The following is a 14,896-nucleotide window of genomic DNA, read 5'->3' as shown; positions in this document are numbered from 1 at the left end:
CCAGCGAGTTACTGCTTGTCTCCGCCTGTCACTGCCGTCCCCCGGCGCCGACGGACGAAGCGGCGGAGTTCGTCGGTGCCCCAGACGATGGCGGGGAAGGTGGCGATGAGGAGGAGGACGTCGGCGGGCAGTGCGGTGGTGCCGAACAGGCGCTGGAACGGGGGCAGGTAGACCAGGGCGGCGGCGAAGAGGAGTTCGAAGGTGATGCCGGCCAGCAACAGGGGGTTGGTGGTGAGGCCGATCTCGCGGAGGGAGGCGTGGTCGGTGCGGGCGGCCATCGCGGTGCTGATCTGGCAGGCGACCAGGGCGGCGAAGGTGGCGGTGGTAGCGGTCAGGTAGGCCTCATGAAGCGGGCTGCCCGGGCCGGTGGGGGCGCCGGGGTGCCAGCCTGCTCGCCACAGCACATAGAAGAACGCGGCCAGGACCAGGACGGCGGAGACCATGCCCAGGTAGCCCCAGGCGCGGATCAGCATGTCGCGGGTGATGACGCCTTGGGAGGAGGGGCGGGGTGGGCGGGTCATGAGGCCGGCTTCGGGGGGTTCGCGACCCAGGGCCAGGGCGGGAAGGGTCTCGGTGCCCAGGTCGATGGCGAGGATTTGGAGGACGGTCAGCGGGAGGGGGATCAGGCCGCCGCTGAGGGCGAAGACCAGGAAGGGGACAATCTCGGGGACGGCGTGGGCGAAGATGTAGACGATGAATTTGCGGACGTTGTCGTAGACGCGGCGGCCGGATTCGATCGCGGTGACGATGGTGGCGAAGTCGTCGTTGGTGAGGATCATGGCGGCGGCCTCGCGGGCCACGTCGGTGCCGGAGCGGCCCATGGCCACGCCGATGTGAGCGTGGTGGATGGCGGGGGCGTCGTTGACGCCGTCTCCGGTCATCGCCACGATCCGGCCCTGGGCGCGCAGGGCGTCGGCGATTTTCAGTTTGGTCTCCGGGGAGGAGCGGGCGAAGACGATTTCGGCGTCCTGGGCGAGCAGCTCGTCGAGTTCGCGGTCGGTGATGGTCTCGGCGCGTTCCACCACGTGCAGGCGGGGCACGCCGATGCCGACCTCGGCGGCCACGGCGGCGGCGGTGGCGTCGTTGTCGCCGGTCACGATGTGCACCCGCAGTCCGGTCCGATGGCAGCGGCGGACCGCCTCGGCCGCCTCCCGCTCCGGCGGCTCTCTGCGCAGCAACACCAGCGGCTCGTTGGATCGATCACCGGATCGGCTCTGTCGTCTGCCGCGCATACCCGCCTGTGTCCTGGCCCTTTGCGCAGGCCAGGACACGGCCCGCGCAGCCCGGACGCGTTCTTTCTCGGGAGCCTCTGCCGGGCCGGGCGTCTGGACCCGCCATGACACGTCCAGCGGTGGCCGCCCTGCTGCGGGGTCTATTCGCCGGTCATCCGGCTGTGGCCGAGTCGCCTCGCGGCGGCCGGAGACCTGTTCCTTCGCTCCAGGTCCGGCGTCTGCGCCCGCTGAGCCTTTCAACGCGTCGTTCCCGCAGGCTCGGGCGGGTGCGCGCAGCCGGGGACGAGGCGGTCGCGGTACCGGGCGTCCGTCCTCCGGCGGCCAAGATCACGTTCACCGGCCGCGACCGCACGGCACCGGTTTCGGAAGACGGCCATCTGCAGGCCCGGAGGTCCCCGTGCGGCTGCGGCCCCGAGCTGGGAACGGGGGGAGCCTTGGGGGCAGGCGGTTTCAGCTCAGGGCCGCAGCCATGGCACCGGCTCCGGGGGGACGAGAGCCGGTGGTGATCGGCGGGAGCCGGGCCCGCCGGGCCGCGGCCCCGGGGTGGGCGTCTCGGGGTTCGGGAAGACGCCCGGCCGGGGCCGCGGGGCCATGGAGCGGAAAAGGGGGGTGGGACCGCGACGGGCCGGGGACTTCAGGCGGCTTTTGTCATGTCGGCCCGGCCCGTCGCGGGGCTCATGAAGGGGGCGGGTCGGGGGCGGGGGTGTTCGTTCGGGTTTGCGGCGGTCGGGGCGATTCCGTGGGGTGGCGGGGTTCTCCTCGGTCAGGCTCGCGGCGGCCTTGGCGCAGGCGCCGAGGCGCAGCAGCAGGGAGGCCGTCTCGGTGGCGTCCCCTTGGGCGTTCTGTGCCTGCCGGGCCAGGTCGCGCAGCCACTCGGCGAACGTCCGGCGGAGTTCCGCGATGGCCTCGGTCAGGTCGTCTGCGGGCGCGGGGGCGGCGTGCGGCGGTCCGGGGCGGCGCCAGGTGGGCTCCTTCAGGCGCGGGGCGTCGAAGTCGCGGAACGGGCGGCGGGTCATCGGGCCGTCCCTTCGGGGCCGGCCGCCGGCAGGTTCCACCAGGCGTAGACGACCTTCCCGCCGGCGGGGCTGGTGTAGGCGCTCCAGCCGGCGGCGTAGGCCGCGACCAGGTGCAGGCCCCGGCCGCCTTCGGACAGGGGGGACGCGGCGGCGGGGACCGGGGGGCGCGGGCTGGCGTCCCACACCTCGCACAGCAGGCGGTACCAGGTCAGCCGCAGTTGCACGACGATCGTGGGCGGGGTCCGGTCGTGCAGCCGGGCGTAGCCGGCGGGGACCGTGCGGTCGCCGGTGGCGATGACGGCGTTGGTGACCAGTTCGGAGACGACGAGCTCGCAGTCGCCGGCCAACTGGTCCAGGCCCCACCCGCGCAGCTGCGCCGTCACGAAGCGGCGGGCCGTGCCGACGGCGTTCGGAAGGGCCGCCAGGCGCAATTTCTCACGCCGCAGGTCGGGATCATGTTGATTTGTACGGAAATGGGCAGGCGGCATCGGGACATGCCGTTCGACGGGGAGCACGGACATCGCTGGCTCCAGGCGATTGCGAAATGTCGAAGGCCGGAGACACCTCCCGCCCTCGGGGGTTGACGTGCTTGCTGTCACCGGCAAGTCAATCCGTCCCGACAAGCCCTTGTCACGAGGTGTTGCGACATGCTTTCCATGCCCCCCAAAACCCCGCTGACCTGGGCTTTTTAAATACCCAGCCATCGCCATATGTCACCCGGACAGGCGTTGCCCGATTTGCACTGTTGCCGAATTCGTCAGCTTCCGGCGATTCTGGGCGGGTAAGCCGAAGGCAAGGAGATCGGCATGAGCGGATGGAGCAAGCGGGACGTCAACCGGCTGCGCAGTCAAATGATCCAGCAAGGCCGCTCCACCGAGGAAATAGCGGCTGAAATACGGCAAATGACCGGATGTTCACCGCTGGCGGCTTTCCGGATGGCCTTGGGGTGGTCCCAGCCGGAGGTGGTGGAGCGCTACATCGCCTCGGCCCCGGGCTCGGTCATGGACCAGCCGCTGCTGTCGCGGCTGGAGGGCTTTCCCGCGGCCGGCTCCCGGCAGCCGCAGGCCACCCAGATCATCGTGCTGGCCTCGCTGTACGGCACCAGCCCGCTGCGGTTGCTGAGCCCGTGCGCCCTGGACCGGATGGACGAGCACGAACGGGCCGTCCTCATCAGGTGCAACGCCGCCTTCACCGCCGCTTCCGCCGCCCCGGCCCCGGCGTCCCGCGAGATCGCCGCCGAGCCGGCCCTCGCCCCCGCTAAGGCGACGCCGCCGCAGGCGGCGTCCACCGCCGGAACCGACCAGTTGGAAAGGCAGGTAGAGATGGCCGCACGACGCGCTGTGCGCTTCACCGTCACCGCCGAGGGCAGCAACATCGGCCCCGAAACCCTCGACCAGCTCCGCGAGGAGGTGGGCCGGCTGGCCGCCGCCTACCCCAAGCAGCCCCTCCCGTCCCTGCTCGGCGACCTCGTCGACCTGCAGGACGTGGCGTTCCGCCTGCTGGAGGGGCGGCAGCGCCCCGCCGAGACCACCGACCTGTACGTCCTGGCCGGGGCCGTCAGCGGGATGCTCGCCAAGGCGTCCCACGACGTCGGCAACCCGCACGCCGCCATGGCCCAGGCCCGCACCGCCTACGTGTGCGCCGACAACGCCGGGCACGACGGGTTGCGCACCTGGACGCGCTGCCTGCAGTCGCTGATCGCCTACTGGGCGGGCTGGCTGAACGAGTCGGTCCGCTACGCCCAGCTCGGCGCCGAGTCCGCCGCCCGCACCACCGGCACCGCCTCCGTCTGGCTGCCCGCCCAGGAGGCCCGGGCCCGGGCCGCCCTCGGGGACGCCGAGAGGGCCGAGGAGGCCATCGCCCGGGCGCTGCGGGCGCGTGAGGCCGTGCAGGGCGATGACCTGGATGAGCTGGGGGGCATCATGTCCTTCCCGCTGCCGCGCCAGCTCTACTACGCCGCCGACGCCCGCATCTGGCTGCCGGGGGCCGACGCGGAGGCCGAGCGCGCGGCCGGTGAGGCCATCGCGGCCTACGAAAGCGCCCCTCCGGCCGAACGCTCCTTCAGCGACGAGGCCGGCGCCCGCACCGATCAGGCCCTCGCCCGGGTCAACACCGGCGATCTGGACGGGGCGGCGGCGGCGCTGCGTCCCGTCCTGGAGCTACCGCCCGACCGGCGCATCGGCGGCATCGTCGCCAGCGTCATGCGGGTCCACTCCGCGCTGGGCGCCCCCGCCTACCGCGCCGCCAAGATCGCCCGCGACACCCAGCAGGCCATCGAGGCGTACACGCAGGTTCCGGCCGCCGCCCTGTCCCGGATCCGATGAGCGCCCGCACCGCGCAGGCGGCCGTTCCGGCTCGCCCCGGTCGGTGGGCGTTCCCGCAAGGCCCGCGGGCCCGGCCGGCCGGGGGAGCCCGCTGAACCTTTTCGGCACGCCGCCTCCGCAACGGGCATGAGGGGGTCGGGGACGATGCCCCGACGGCATCGCCGCCCCCGCCCCTGGCCCGCTGCGGCCACGGGTTGAAAAAGGCTCACCGGCGGAGGCGAGAAGAACGGAATTCGGCGGTGCGCGGAAGCAGCCGTCATCGGGCCTGGAGGCGCCCGCCTGGGACCGCGCGCACCGCCACCTCGGAAGGAGGCGACACGCCCCGGGTACGTTCCCTATTTCGTTGCGAAAACCCCGGCGCGCGGCACCGGACCGCGTCATGGCCGGGGCGGGTGCCGCCGCTCTGATGGGGAGCGGTGAGGTACGGGCATTCGCTCGATTCCGTTGAAAAATTCTACCAAGATTTTCTTGCCGGTCGGTTGTTTTTGAGATGAGACGACGGTGCGGAAGCCAGTGCGCAAGCGGCCACGGCTTACAGACGGGAGGACGTCAGGTGGCTCATGCGGCCGATGCCGCCGACAGAAGGCCCAGACACCGCGTCTCACCAGGAACGATACAGCGCGGACACATGCCACATTTCGCACGGAAAACCGCGATGAGCGGGCTTTTCGACTGCCGCTCCTGGGGCCGTCAGCGGCCTGCGCTCCTCCGCTCCGCTCTCAGTGCACGCTGCCGCTTCCGGCCGCATCGCTCCGCGTGTGGCCTGCAGAAACACACGGGCTTGAAAATTCAACGTTCGATTCCGAGAAACCCCGTCACGGCCTTCGGTCGGCAGTGCGGATCGCCGGCTGAGCCGTGCCGTTCATAACGGCTTATGGAGGTTACCCTTCAGAGATATGTACCCGGTCATGGTTCATGGCGAACGCCTCGTCCTGCGTGAGTTCACCGAAGCCGACATCGATGCCGTACTGGCCATCTACGGCGACCCTGTGGTCACCGAACATCTCAGCTTCGAACCTCGCACCCGCGACCAGGTGGCCGCCACCATCCGGACCGTCACCCAAGCCGCCCGCGCCGTTCCGCGGACCGAGTATTCCCTGGCCGCCGCGCTGATCTCCACCGGCGAGGCCATCGGTTTCGCCCGGCTGGCCGTCGACACCGGTCACCCCGGCCAGTCCAGCGCCCAGCTCGGTTTCGCCCTTCGCAAAGACCACTGGGGGCAAGGGCTGGGCTCGGAGATGCTCGGTCTTCTCCTCACCCTCGGTTTCGACCATTTGGGGCTGCACCGGCTCTGGGGCGCGCGTTCCCCGGCCAACACCACCTCGGCCCGCCTCATGCTCAAACACGGCATGGTCGAAGAAGGCCGGATCCGTCACCACCTGCGCATCGGGGGCCAGTGGCGCGACTCCATCGTCCACTCCATTCTCGAACACGAACGCCGCCCCAGCCCTTGATGGGAGCACCACCCGCCCGTTTCCGCGGCCGCGAAGGTTCACCCGCGGCACCCGGCCCCCGCAGAGCCGGCCGCGCTTTTCCGTTCTCGTCTAAGTAAGCGGCGCTCTGACCGGGTAGGCCCAGGGATGTGGAATACGCGGCTGATGTGCTGGTGGTGGGTGCGGGCCCCACCGGGCTGCTGCTGGCCGGTGACCTGGCGGCGGCCGGGGCCGGGTGCGTGGTGGTGGAACGGCGGCAAGGGGAGTCGAACCTGTCGCGGGCGTTCGCCGTGCACGCCCGGACGCTGGAACAGCTTGACGCCCGCGGCCTGGCCGACGAGCTGGCCGCCACCGGGCACCGGCTGCGCGCGCTGCGGGCGTTCGGCGATGTGACGGTGGACATGTCCCGCCTGCCGAGCCGGTTCAACTACGTCCTCATCACCCCCCAGTACGAGACGGAACGGCTGCTGGAGCGGCGGGCCCGCGCATGCGGCGCCGAGATCTGGGAGGGCACCGAGGCGGTCGGGCTGCGCCAGGATGCGAGCGGCGTCGAGGTGACGCTGCGGCGGCGGAACGGCACCGCCCGGACGGTCCGGGCGAGGTACGTGGTGGGGGCGGACGGGGCGCGCAGCACGGTCCGCCGGGCGCTGGGGCTGGCCTTCCCGGGACGGTCGGTGGTGCGGTCGATGATGCTGGCCGACGTCCGCCTGGCCGAAGACCCGCCGGATGCGCTGACCGTCAACGCCACCGGGGACGCCTTCGCCCTGCTGGCCCCGTTCGGGGACGGCTGGTACCGGGTGGTCGCCTGGGACCGCCACCATCAGGTCCCCGACTCCGCCCCGGTCGGCCTGCCGGAGATCCGCCGGACCATGCGGCTGGCCCTGGGCTCCGACTACGGGGCGCGCGACCCGCGGTGGATGTCGCGTTTCCACAGCGATGAACGGCAGGTGCCCCGCTACCGCGTCGGCCGGGTGTTCCTGGCCGGGGACGCCGCGCACATCCACTCCCCGGCCGGCGGGCTGGGCATGAACACCGGCATACAGGACGCGGCCAATTTGAGCTGGAAGCTCGCCGCCGCCCTGCAGGGCTGGGCCCCGCCCGGCCTGCTGGACTCCTACCAGGCCGAGCGGCACCCGGTCGGCCGGGCGGTGCTGCTGGCCAGCGGCGCCATCGTGCGCGTGGTCGTCACCGGCCCGCCGCCCCTGCGCGCCGTCCGCAACCTGCTGGGCCGCGCCGTCACGGGCGTCGCGCCGCTGCGGCGGCGGGCGACGGGCCTGGCCTCCGGGCTGAGCATCGCCTACCCGGCGCCCAAGGGGGCCCACCGGCTGACCGGCAGGCGGGCGCCCGACATCCCCCTGGCTGATGGGCGGCGGCTTTACCAGGCGTTGCGCGACGGCTGCTTCCTGCTGGTCGCCCCGAGGGCGGACGACCCGGCGGCGGCAGCAGCCGGGGCGGCGTGGGCGGATCGCGTCCGCACGCTGGGGGCGGGCGGGCCGACCGCCAGCACCGTGCTGGTCCGTCCCGACGGGTACATCGCCTGGGCCGCCGACCGGCCGTCCGCCGCCGCGGTCCGGGACGCCCTGGCCGCGCATTGCGGGCCTCCCCGGTTCCGGGCGCCGGTGCCGGGCTGAGGCGGCCGGCGTCAGAACCAGTGCTCCGCCAGGAGCTGGAAGGACTTCATCCGGTCGGCGGGATCGTAGGTGTAGGTGACGGCGATGAGCTCATCGACGCCCGTCCGCGCCACGAACTCCTCCAGCGCCCGCACCGCCGTCTTGGGGCTGCCGACGGCCTTGAAGCGCAGCGCGGACTCGGCGAACGCCAGCTCAAAGGCCGGGGCGACCTGATCGGGATCGACCGGGGGCGGGATCTTGCCCCGCCGGCCGCGGCGGATGTTGAGGAACATCTGCTGGACGGTGGTCCACTGCCGCCGCGCCTCCTCGTCGGTGGGCATCACCAGGACGTTGATGCCGGCCATGACGTAGGGCCGGTCGATCTGCGCGGTGGGGGCCTTCGGGTCGAAGGCGTCGCGGTAGACCTCGATCGCCTGCATCACCTGCTCGGGGGCGAAGTGCGAGGCCACCGAGAACGGCAGCCCGAGCCGCCCGGCGATGGAGGCGCCGTTGACCGTGGAGCCCAGCACCCAGATGGGCACGTCGGTGCCGGCCGAGACCGCCGAGAAGATGGGCGCGCTGCGGGCCGTGCCCGCCGCGCCGAACCAGCCCTGCAGGTCGGCGATGTTGCGGGCGAACGACTGGGCGTCGGCGGCGGAGCGGGCCAGCGCCCGGGCGGTCATCGGGTCGGTGCCCGGTGCGCGTCCCAGCCCCAGGTCGATGCGGCCGCCGAACATGTTGGCCAGCGTGCCGTACTGCTCGGCGACCATGAGCGGGGAGTGGTTGGGCAGCATGACCCCGCCCGCACCGACCCGGATGCGCTCGGTCAGCGACGCCGCGCGGGCGATCAGCAGCGCGGAGGCGCTGGCCGCCAGGCCCGGGGTGTTGTGGTGCTCGGCGAACCACAGCCTGCGGTAGCCGAGCTCGTCGGCCTGCCGCGCCGCCTCCATCGAGGCGGCGATGCCCTCGGCGGCGGTCCGGCCCTCCGGGATCGGCACCAGATCGAGAATGCTCACCGGAACGCGATGCGACACCGTTGGGGGCTGCCCTTCACTGCGTGGACCCTGTGGACCGAACCTCTTCGTCCTGCCCGTCCCCGGGGACGGCCTGAACCGGCGCGCGCCGTCCAAGGTCCCCGCGGCCGCAGGCCGGAAGGGTTCATCGGTGTGGCAACCGGTGTCTTCCGGGAGTTATTCCAGACCGCATGCCGCCCGGTGCGGGGCTCAGCTCTTGTAGGAGTTGAGGAACTCCAGCAGGTCCTCGTTGAGCCGGTCCTTGTGGGTGTCGGTGAGGCCGTGCGGGGCGCCGGGGTAGACCTTCAGCTCGGCCTCCTTGATCAGCCCCGCCGACGCCCTGCCGCCGACCTCCAGCGGCACTATCTGGTCGTCCTCCCCGTGGATGACCAGGGTGGGGACGTCGAAGGCGGCCAGGTCGTCGCGGAAGTCGGTGGCCGAATAGGCGGCGATGCTGTCGTAGGCGTTCTTGTGCCCGCTTTGCATGCCCTGGAGCCAGAAGAAGTCCCGCACCCCCTGGGACACCGAGGCGCCCGGCCGGTTGTTGCCGTAGAACGGCCCGTCGGCCAGGTCCCGGTAGAACTGGGCGCGGTCGGCCAGGGAGTTGGCGCGCGCCTCGTCGAACTGCTCGATCGGGACTCCCCCGGGGTTGTCGTCGGTGCGGAGCATGAACGGCGGGACGGCGCTGACCAGCGCGGCCTGCACGACCCGCCCGGTGCCGTGCCGTCCGATGTAGCGGGCGACCTCGCCGCCGCCGGTGGAGAACCCGACCAAGGTGGCCTCCCTCAGGTCGAGGGCGTCGATGACGGCGGCCAGGTCGTCGGCGTAGTGGTCCATGTCGTTGCCGTCCCAGACCTGGGCCGAGCGGCCGTGGCCGCGGCGGTCGTGGGCGACGCACCGGTAGCCGTGCTCGGCCAGGAAGAGCATCTGCCCCTCCCAGCTGTCGGAGTTGAGCGGCCAGCCGTGGCTGAAGACGACCGGGCGCCCGCTCCCCCAGTCCTTGTAGAAGATCTCCGTGCCATCGGAAGTGGTGACGAACGGCATGACGCCTCCTTCGCTGCAGTCGGCAACGACTCGCCCCTGCCCGGAAGTCGGCGGCTGAAGAGAGCGGCCGGGTCAACAATTGGTGAAAACAGCCGCGGCGTGCCGGGGTGCGGATCGCGCCACAGCCGGTAGCCTGGGCGCTTCGCCCGGTATCCCGTCCCGGCGCGTACCGGCCGTTCATGACCGCGACCCCCCGTTTTCACCCATGGACCTCACCGGCACGTCCCGGACCGGCCCAGGCCGGCTCGACCCGCTCCACCGCCGCAGGCTCACCAGGGCCGTCGAACGGGCCCTGCGGGGCACCGGCCGCGCCAGGCTGTCGGTGTCGGCCTGCGACCTGACGACCGGAGCGGGCTACTCCTACGGCACCGCCCGGCGGTTCGTCACCGCCAGCATCGTCAAGGTCGACATCCTGGCGGCTTTGCTGCTGCGGCTCGGCCGGCAGGGCCGCAGCCTGGACGGGCCGCAGCGCGAGCAGGCCGCCCGCATGATCATCGACAGCGACAACGACGCGGCCAGTGCGCTGTGGGCGCAGATCGGCGGGGCGGCCGGGCTGAGCGAGGCCAATGAGGCGCTGGGGCTGCGGGAGACCACGGCGACCGGCGCGGGCTGGGGGCTGACCGGCACCAGCGCCCGCGACCAGATCCGGCTGCTGCGCGCGCTGGCCGGCCCCGGCGGCCCGCTGGCCGCCTCCGACCGCGAGCTGATCTGGGAGTTCATGGGCGCGGTGAACGCCGGCCAGCGGTGGGGCGTCGGCGCGGCGGCCGGCTCCGCCGGCCGGGTGGCGCTCAAGAACGGCTGGCTGCCCCGCTCCGCCGACGGCGGGCTGTGGGTGATCAACAGCATCGGGCGGATCCGCGACGGCCACGACTACCTGATCGCGGTGCTGTCCGACCGCAACGCCACCAAGGAGGCGGGCATCGCCCTGGTGGAGCGGGTCGCCGTGACCGTCATGGACGCCCTGCGCCAGACCACGTCCCGGTGAGGGCGCGGGCATTCCTCCCGTCCAGGGGGTAGGGACCGGGCCACAGGCACCTACCGATCGGGGGAGGCATGCGTTTTCTCACACGTTCTCATCATCTGCCGGTCCGGCTGGCGGTCGGCGCCTACGTCCTGAACTCCGGGCTGTCCAAAAAGAACGCGGACGAGGAGACGGCCGCGGGGGTGCACGGCATGGCCGCGGGCGCCTACCCCTTCTTCAAGAACATGGACCCGGCGGTCTTCACCAGGCTGCTGTCGCGGGCCGAGATCGCGCTGGGCACGGCGCTGCTGCTGCCATTCGTGCCGTCCGCGCTGGCGGGCGCGGCGCTCACGGCGTTCTCGGCGGGACTGGTGGGCCTATATCTGCGGACGCCGGGGATGCGGCAGGAGGGCGGCCTGCGGCCCACCGTGGAGGGGACCGGTCTGGCCAAGGACGTCTGGCTGCTGGGCATCGGCATCGGCCTGCTCATCGAGGAGCTCGCCGGCAAAGACCGGTCCCGTAAAGACGGGTGAGGCGCGGCGGGCGGACGGTCCGGTGCCGGGCCGTTTCGCTCCGGCGCCGGGCCGCCACGCGGTCGTTCGAACACGCGGTCATTCGAAATCGTCGGGGCTGAACTCTTCGGAACGGTGGGCGGTGTTCCCCCGCATGCCGTAGTCCTTGCCCCGGCTCCTGGACGACCGTCCGGTGGGCTGCGCGGTCGTGCGCGGGGTGCTTCCCGCGGCCGACGCGGCCGGGGCGGCGGGCCGGCCCCTGCCGCTCACCGGGTGCGGAGTCCCACCGGGTTCGGGCTTGGCGCTCATGGTCCCCCTCCAGTGCGCTCATACCGCCCCTGAGAGATCACGGCCCCTGGGACGGTCCGGCTTCCAAGCCCTGTCCCTACCACCTACCTACGCAAATAACCCCATTACGGATATCTGCCCGTCCTATGCAGGCCCGTACACGAGAGGTGAGAAACAGCACCCAACGGCGCGATGGGCTATAGAGCGGGCGTGATCGGGTAGGTCTCGCGATGAGAGTCCTTCCTCAAGGAGAGTCATGAACGAGTCGGTTCGGCTCGGGCGCATCGCCGGGATACCCGTCGGGCTGAACGTCAGCGTCCTGGTCATCGTCGTGATCTTGGTGGTGGGGCTGGCGTTCGGGCTGTTCCCCGAGTCGTTCGCGGGTTACTCCACGGCGGCCTACCTGCTGGCGGCGCTGCTGGCGGCACTGGCGTTCCTGGCCTCGCTGCTGGCGCACGAGCTGGCGCACGCGGTGGTGGCGAAACGCCACGGCGTGGAGGTCGAGGGCATCACGCTGTGGCTGCTGGGCGGGGTGGCCCGGCTGCACGGCGAGCCCCGCACCCCGCGCGCCGACTTCCTGATCGCCGTGGTCGGGCCGCTCACCAGCGTGGCGCTGGGCGCAGTGTTCTGGCTGCTGGCCCTGGCGGTGGGCTGGGCCACCGGGTCGCCGCTGGCGGTGGGCACGCTGGTGTACCTGGCGCTGCTGAACGTGGTGCTGGCGGTGTTCAACCTGATCCCGGCGGCGCCGCTGGACGGCGGGCGGGTGCTGCGGGCCGCGCTGTGGCGGTGGCGGGGCGACCGGCACGCGGCGGCGATCAGCGCGGCCCGCGCCGGGCGGGCCTTCGGGTTCGTCCTGATCACGCTGGGGCTGCTGCAGGTGGTCACCGGGATGGGGGTCAACGGGCTGTGGCTGGCGCTGATCGGCTGGTTCCTGGTCAACGCCGCCGCGGCGGAAGAGCAGCAGACCCGCGTCCAGACGGTGCTGGGCGGGGTCCGCGTCGGCGATGTGATGACGCCCCATCCGCTCACCGCCCATCCGGACGAGACGGTGGCGGACTTCATCCACCAGGTCGTGCTGGCCCGCCGGTTCTCCACCTACCCGCTGGTGGACGAGCTGGGCCGGCTGGACGGGCTGGTCACCTTGAACCGGATCCGCGACGTCCCCGCCGCGCTGCGGGCCACCACCACGCTGCGGGAGATCGCCTGCCCCCTGGAGGGCATCCCCCTGGGACGGCCCGAGCAGCCGCTCACCGAGCTGCTGGCGAACATGTCCGGCTGCACCGACGGGCGCGCCGTGGTGCTGTCGCCGGACCGGCGGGTCATCGGGCTCGTCACCCCCAGCGACATCAGCCGGGCCATCCAGGTCGGCGAGCTGACCGGGCCCTATGCGCATCGCGGCGCCGATGTGGTGACGCTCCCGCCGCGCCGGCCCTGACGGTCACGGCTCGATCAGGCCGGTGCGGATGGCGTAGCGGGTCAGCTCCAGGCGGTCCTTCATGCCGAGCTTGGCCAGGATGTTGGCGCGGTGCCGCTCGACGGTCTTGACGCTGATGAACAGCGTGTCGGCGATCTCCCGGGAGGAGTGGCCCTCGGCGACCAGCTTGAGGATCTCCTCCTCGCGCGGGGTGAGCGGCGTCTCCGGCTCCTCCCCCTGGCGGGCCTGCTCCAGGTAGCTGCGGATCAGCACGCTGATCGCGCCGGGGTACAAAAAAGGCTCGCCGCGCACCGCCGCCCGGCAAGCCTGCACCAGATCGCGGTCGGCCAGCGACTTGAGCACATACCCGGCCGCCCCGGCCTTGAGCGCCTCGAACAGGTACTGCTCGTTGTCGTGCATGGTGAGGATGAGGATCCGCAGCCGCGGATACATCCGCGACAGCTCCCGGGCGGCCTGCAGGCCGGTCATCCGCGGCATCGCCACATCCAGCACGGCCAGATCGACCTCCTGCGGCGTGCCCGCCCGACGCCGCACCTGTTCGATCGCCTCGGCGCCGTCCCCGGCCTCGCCGACCACCCACAGGTCCGGCTCGCCGTCCAGGATGAGCCGCACGCCCCGCCGCACCAGCGCGTGGTCGTCGGCGAGCAGGATGCGCGTCTTGGCCGGGCCGTCCGGGCGGCCCTGGGCCGGCTCGGAGACGACCCGCCCCTGCGGGTGGGCCGCCGTCTCGTCGGTCATGGTCGTGGTCCTCGTCCTTCCTGGGGTCCTTTCGGAGGAGTGGGCACATGCAGGGAGACCCGGGTGCCGCCCTCGGGGCCGGACTCGAGGGTGAGCCGCCCGCCCACCAGCAGGGCCCGCTCCCGCATGCCCCGGATCCCGGCGCCCTCGGGCGCCCCGTTCAGCCCGCGGCCGTCATCGGTGATGTCCAGCCGCACCCCGCCGTCCGCCGGGGCCAGCTTCAGCTCGACCGCACCGGCGCCGGAGTGCCGGGCGGCGTTGGTGAGGCTCTCCTGGGCGATCCGGTACAGCACCAGCTCCACCTGCGGGGTGAGCGGGGGCAGGTCCGGATGCAGCGACCGGCGCACCCTGATCCCGGTGTGTTCGGAGAACTGGCTGGTCAGCGCGGTCAGCGCACTGGCCAGCCCGAGGTCTTCCAGCACCCCGGGCCGCAGCCGGCGGGCGATCCGGCGGACCTCATCCAGGCTGTCGCGGATGGTCTCCTGCGCATACCGCACGTCCTCGCGCAGCGGCTCGGGGACCCGGTCGGTGAGGCGTTTGAGCTCCAGCAGCACGGCGGTCAGGCTCTGGCCTATCTCGTCGTGCAGTTCCTGGGCGATGCGGCGGCGCTCCTCCTCCTGGGCCGACAGGGCGCGGGCGCTGCTGGTGCTGCGTTCGGTCTCCAGCCGCTGCAGCATCTGGTTGAAGGTGTCGATCAGCGCGGCGACCTCGCCGCTGCCGGTGACCGGCAGCCGCTGGCCGGGCTGCAGCAGGTCCACGGTGGCCATGGTGCGGGTGAGCCGGTCCAGCGGCGCCAGCCCCCAGCGCAGCAGCGCGGCGTTGATGGCCAGCAGCGCCGCCGCCCCGGTGAGCAGCACCGCCAGCTCCACCAGGCGGATGGGGGCCGACACCGTCCACGGGCCGATCGCCAGCAGCACGGTGGCCACCGCGAACACCAGGGTGTTCAGCCAGAACACTCGCCAGAACAGCCGCACTGACCGCAGTCCCCCATCTCTGCTCGTCGGCCCGGGCGTCATCTCCACTGTGCCGCGCCCGCCCCGGCCGGTCGATCGGGCACGGCGTCCATTGCCGCTGATGAAAGCCGCCTGGAGCGGTCCCGCTTCTACATGGTGGCCCGGCCGCCAGATGGGTGTTGCCACCGATTGCGCCGCCCGGGCAATTCACTCATGGTGAGGACGGATCCAATAAATCCTGCCCGATCTCGTCGCCGATGTCCGGAAAACCACCGCTGTGAACCCCGGCGGCCGGACATCGGCGTCGTGGCATGCCCTCCACGAAACCGTGGGGGGC

General features: G+C 72.2%; 14 protein-coding genes. 6 read left to right on the top strand and 8 right to left on the bottom strand.

The genetic code is table 11. The annotated features are described in order from the left end of the window. Nucleotides 1-8: 8 nt before the first annotated feature. From TCUR_RS00820 to TCUR_RS25290, 3 genes are all read right to left on the bottom strand, one after another. Complete coding sequence (locus tag TCUR_RS00820; protein ID WP_217265434.1) at nt 9-1,181, bottom strand: HAD-IC family P-type ATPase; 1,173 nt, start codon at nt 1,179-1,181, stop codon at nt 9-11. A 506-nt stretch (nt 1,182-1,687) separates the two neighbouring features. Next, nucleotides 1,688-2,248, bottom strand: coding sequence for a hypothetical protein (locus TCUR_RS00815; protein WP_012850556.1), 561 nt, complete (start codon nt 2,246-2,248; stop codon nt 1,688-1,690). Then, entirely contained in the window at nt 2,245-2,769 is a 525-nt protein-coding gene (locus tag TCUR_RS25290) for an ATP-binding protein (protein WP_012850555.1), read from the bottom strand. Before TCUR_RS25290 ends, TCUR_RS00815 begins: the two co-directional genes overlap by 4 nt. Nucleotides 2,770-3,183: 414 nt before the next feature. On the opposite strand from TCUR_RS25290, the gene TCUR_RS00805 reads away from it, so the two are divergent. The 3 genes from TCUR_RS00805 (at nt 3,184) to TCUR_RS00795 (ending at nt 7,636) form a co-directional block, all read left to right on the top strand. Continuing rightward, a complete protein-coding gene (locus TCUR_RS00805; RefSeq protein ID WP_148232879.1) occupies nt 3,184-4,572 on the top strand; it encodes a hypothetical protein in 1,389 nt (462 codons plus the stop codon). An 896-nt stretch (nt 4,573-5,468) separates the two neighbouring features. Continuing rightward, nucleotides 5,469-6,026 (top strand): GNAT family N-acetyltransferase, encoded by a 558-nt coding sequence (locus TCUR_RS00800; RefSeq protein ID WP_012850553.1) that lies wholly within the window; start codon nt 5,469-5,471, stop codon nt 6,024-6,026. 128 nt (nt 6,027-6,154) lie between these two features. Then, nucleotides 6,155-7,636, top strand: a complete 1,482-nt coding sequence (locus TCUR_RS00795) for an FAD-dependent monooxygenase (protein WP_012850552.1) — start codon at nt 6,155-6,157, stop codon at nt 7,634-7,636. A gap of 11 nt (nt 7,637-7,647) precedes the next feature. Here TCUR_RS00795 and TCUR_RS00790 read toward each other — a convergent pair whose 3' ends face one another. Together TCUR_RS00790 and TCUR_RS00785 are read right to left on the bottom strand one after the other, a co-directional pair. Further along, a complete protein-coding gene (locus TCUR_RS00790) occupies nt 7,648-8,631 on the bottom strand; it encodes an LLM class flavin-dependent oxidoreductase (protein WP_012850551.1) in 984 nt (327 codons plus the stop codon). 207 nt (nt 8,632-8,838) lie between these two features. Continuing rightward, nucleotides 8,839-9,672 (bottom strand): alpha/beta fold hydrolase, encoded by an 834-nt coding sequence (locus TCUR_RS00785; RefSeq protein ID WP_012850550.1) that lies wholly within the window; start codon nt 9,670-9,672, stop codon nt 8,839-8,841. 205 nt (nt 9,673-9,877) lie between these two features. Between TCUR_RS00785 and TCUR_RS00780 the strand changes: the two genes are divergently transcribed. Next, a complete protein-coding gene (locus TCUR_RS00780) occupies nt 9,878-10,657 on the top strand; it encodes a serine hydrolase (RefSeq protein ID WP_012850549.1) in 780 nt (259 codons plus the stop codon). Between the two features lie 68 nt (nt 10,658-10,725). Next, nucleotides 10,726-11,166: a hypothetical protein gene (locus TCUR_RS00775; RefSeq protein WP_012850548.1), complete on the top strand. Its 441-nt coding sequence runs from the start codon at nt 10,726-10,728 to the stop codon at nt 11,164-11,166. 78 nt (nt 11,167-11,244) lie between these two features. Here the strand turns inward: TCUR_RS00775 and TCUR_RS26155 are convergent, their stop codons facing one another. Continuing rightward, nucleotides 11,245-11,454 carry a hypothetical protein gene (locus TCUR_RS26155; RefSeq protein ID WP_012850547.1) on the bottom strand — a complete coding sequence of 70 codons (210 nt, stop codon included), beginning with the start codon at nt 11,452-11,454 and terminating at the stop codon, nt 11,245-11,247. Nucleotides 11,455-11,689: 235 nt separating this feature from the next. Here TCUR_RS26155 and TCUR_RS00770 point away from each other — a divergent pair, with 235 nt between their 5' ends. After that, entirely contained in the window at nt 11,690-12,868 is a 1,179-nt protein-coding gene (locus TCUR_RS00770; RefSeq protein ID WP_012850546.1) for a site-2 protease family protein, read from the top strand. A 3-nt stretch (nt 12,869-12,871) separates the two neighbouring features. Here TCUR_RS00770 and TCUR_RS00765 read toward each other — a convergent pair whose 3' ends face one another. Together TCUR_RS00765 and TCUR_RS00760 are read right to left on the bottom strand one after the other, a co-directional pair. Continuing rightward, nucleotides 12,872-13,606 (bottom strand): response regulator, encoded by a 735-nt coding sequence (locus tag TCUR_RS00765; RefSeq protein ID WP_012850545.1) that lies wholly within the window; start codon nt 13,604-13,606, stop codon nt 12,872-12,874. Then, nucleotides 13,603-14,580, bottom strand: a complete 978-nt coding sequence (locus TCUR_RS00760; RefSeq protein WP_012850544.1) for a sensor histidine kinase — start codon at nt 14,578-14,580, stop codon at nt 13,603-13,605. Before TCUR_RS00760 ends, TCUR_RS00765 begins: the two co-directional genes overlap by 4 nt. Nucleotides 14,581-14,896 lie beyond the last annotated feature (316 nt).

This window comes from Thermomonospora curvata DSM 43183, from assembly GCF_000024385.1.
GTDB lineage: Bacteria > Actinomycetota > Actinomycetes > Streptosporangiales > Streptosporangiaceae > Thermomonospora > Thermomonospora curvata.
Note: the sequence above shows the minus strand (reverse complement) of the source record. Positions and strands in the feature narration are given on the sequence as shown.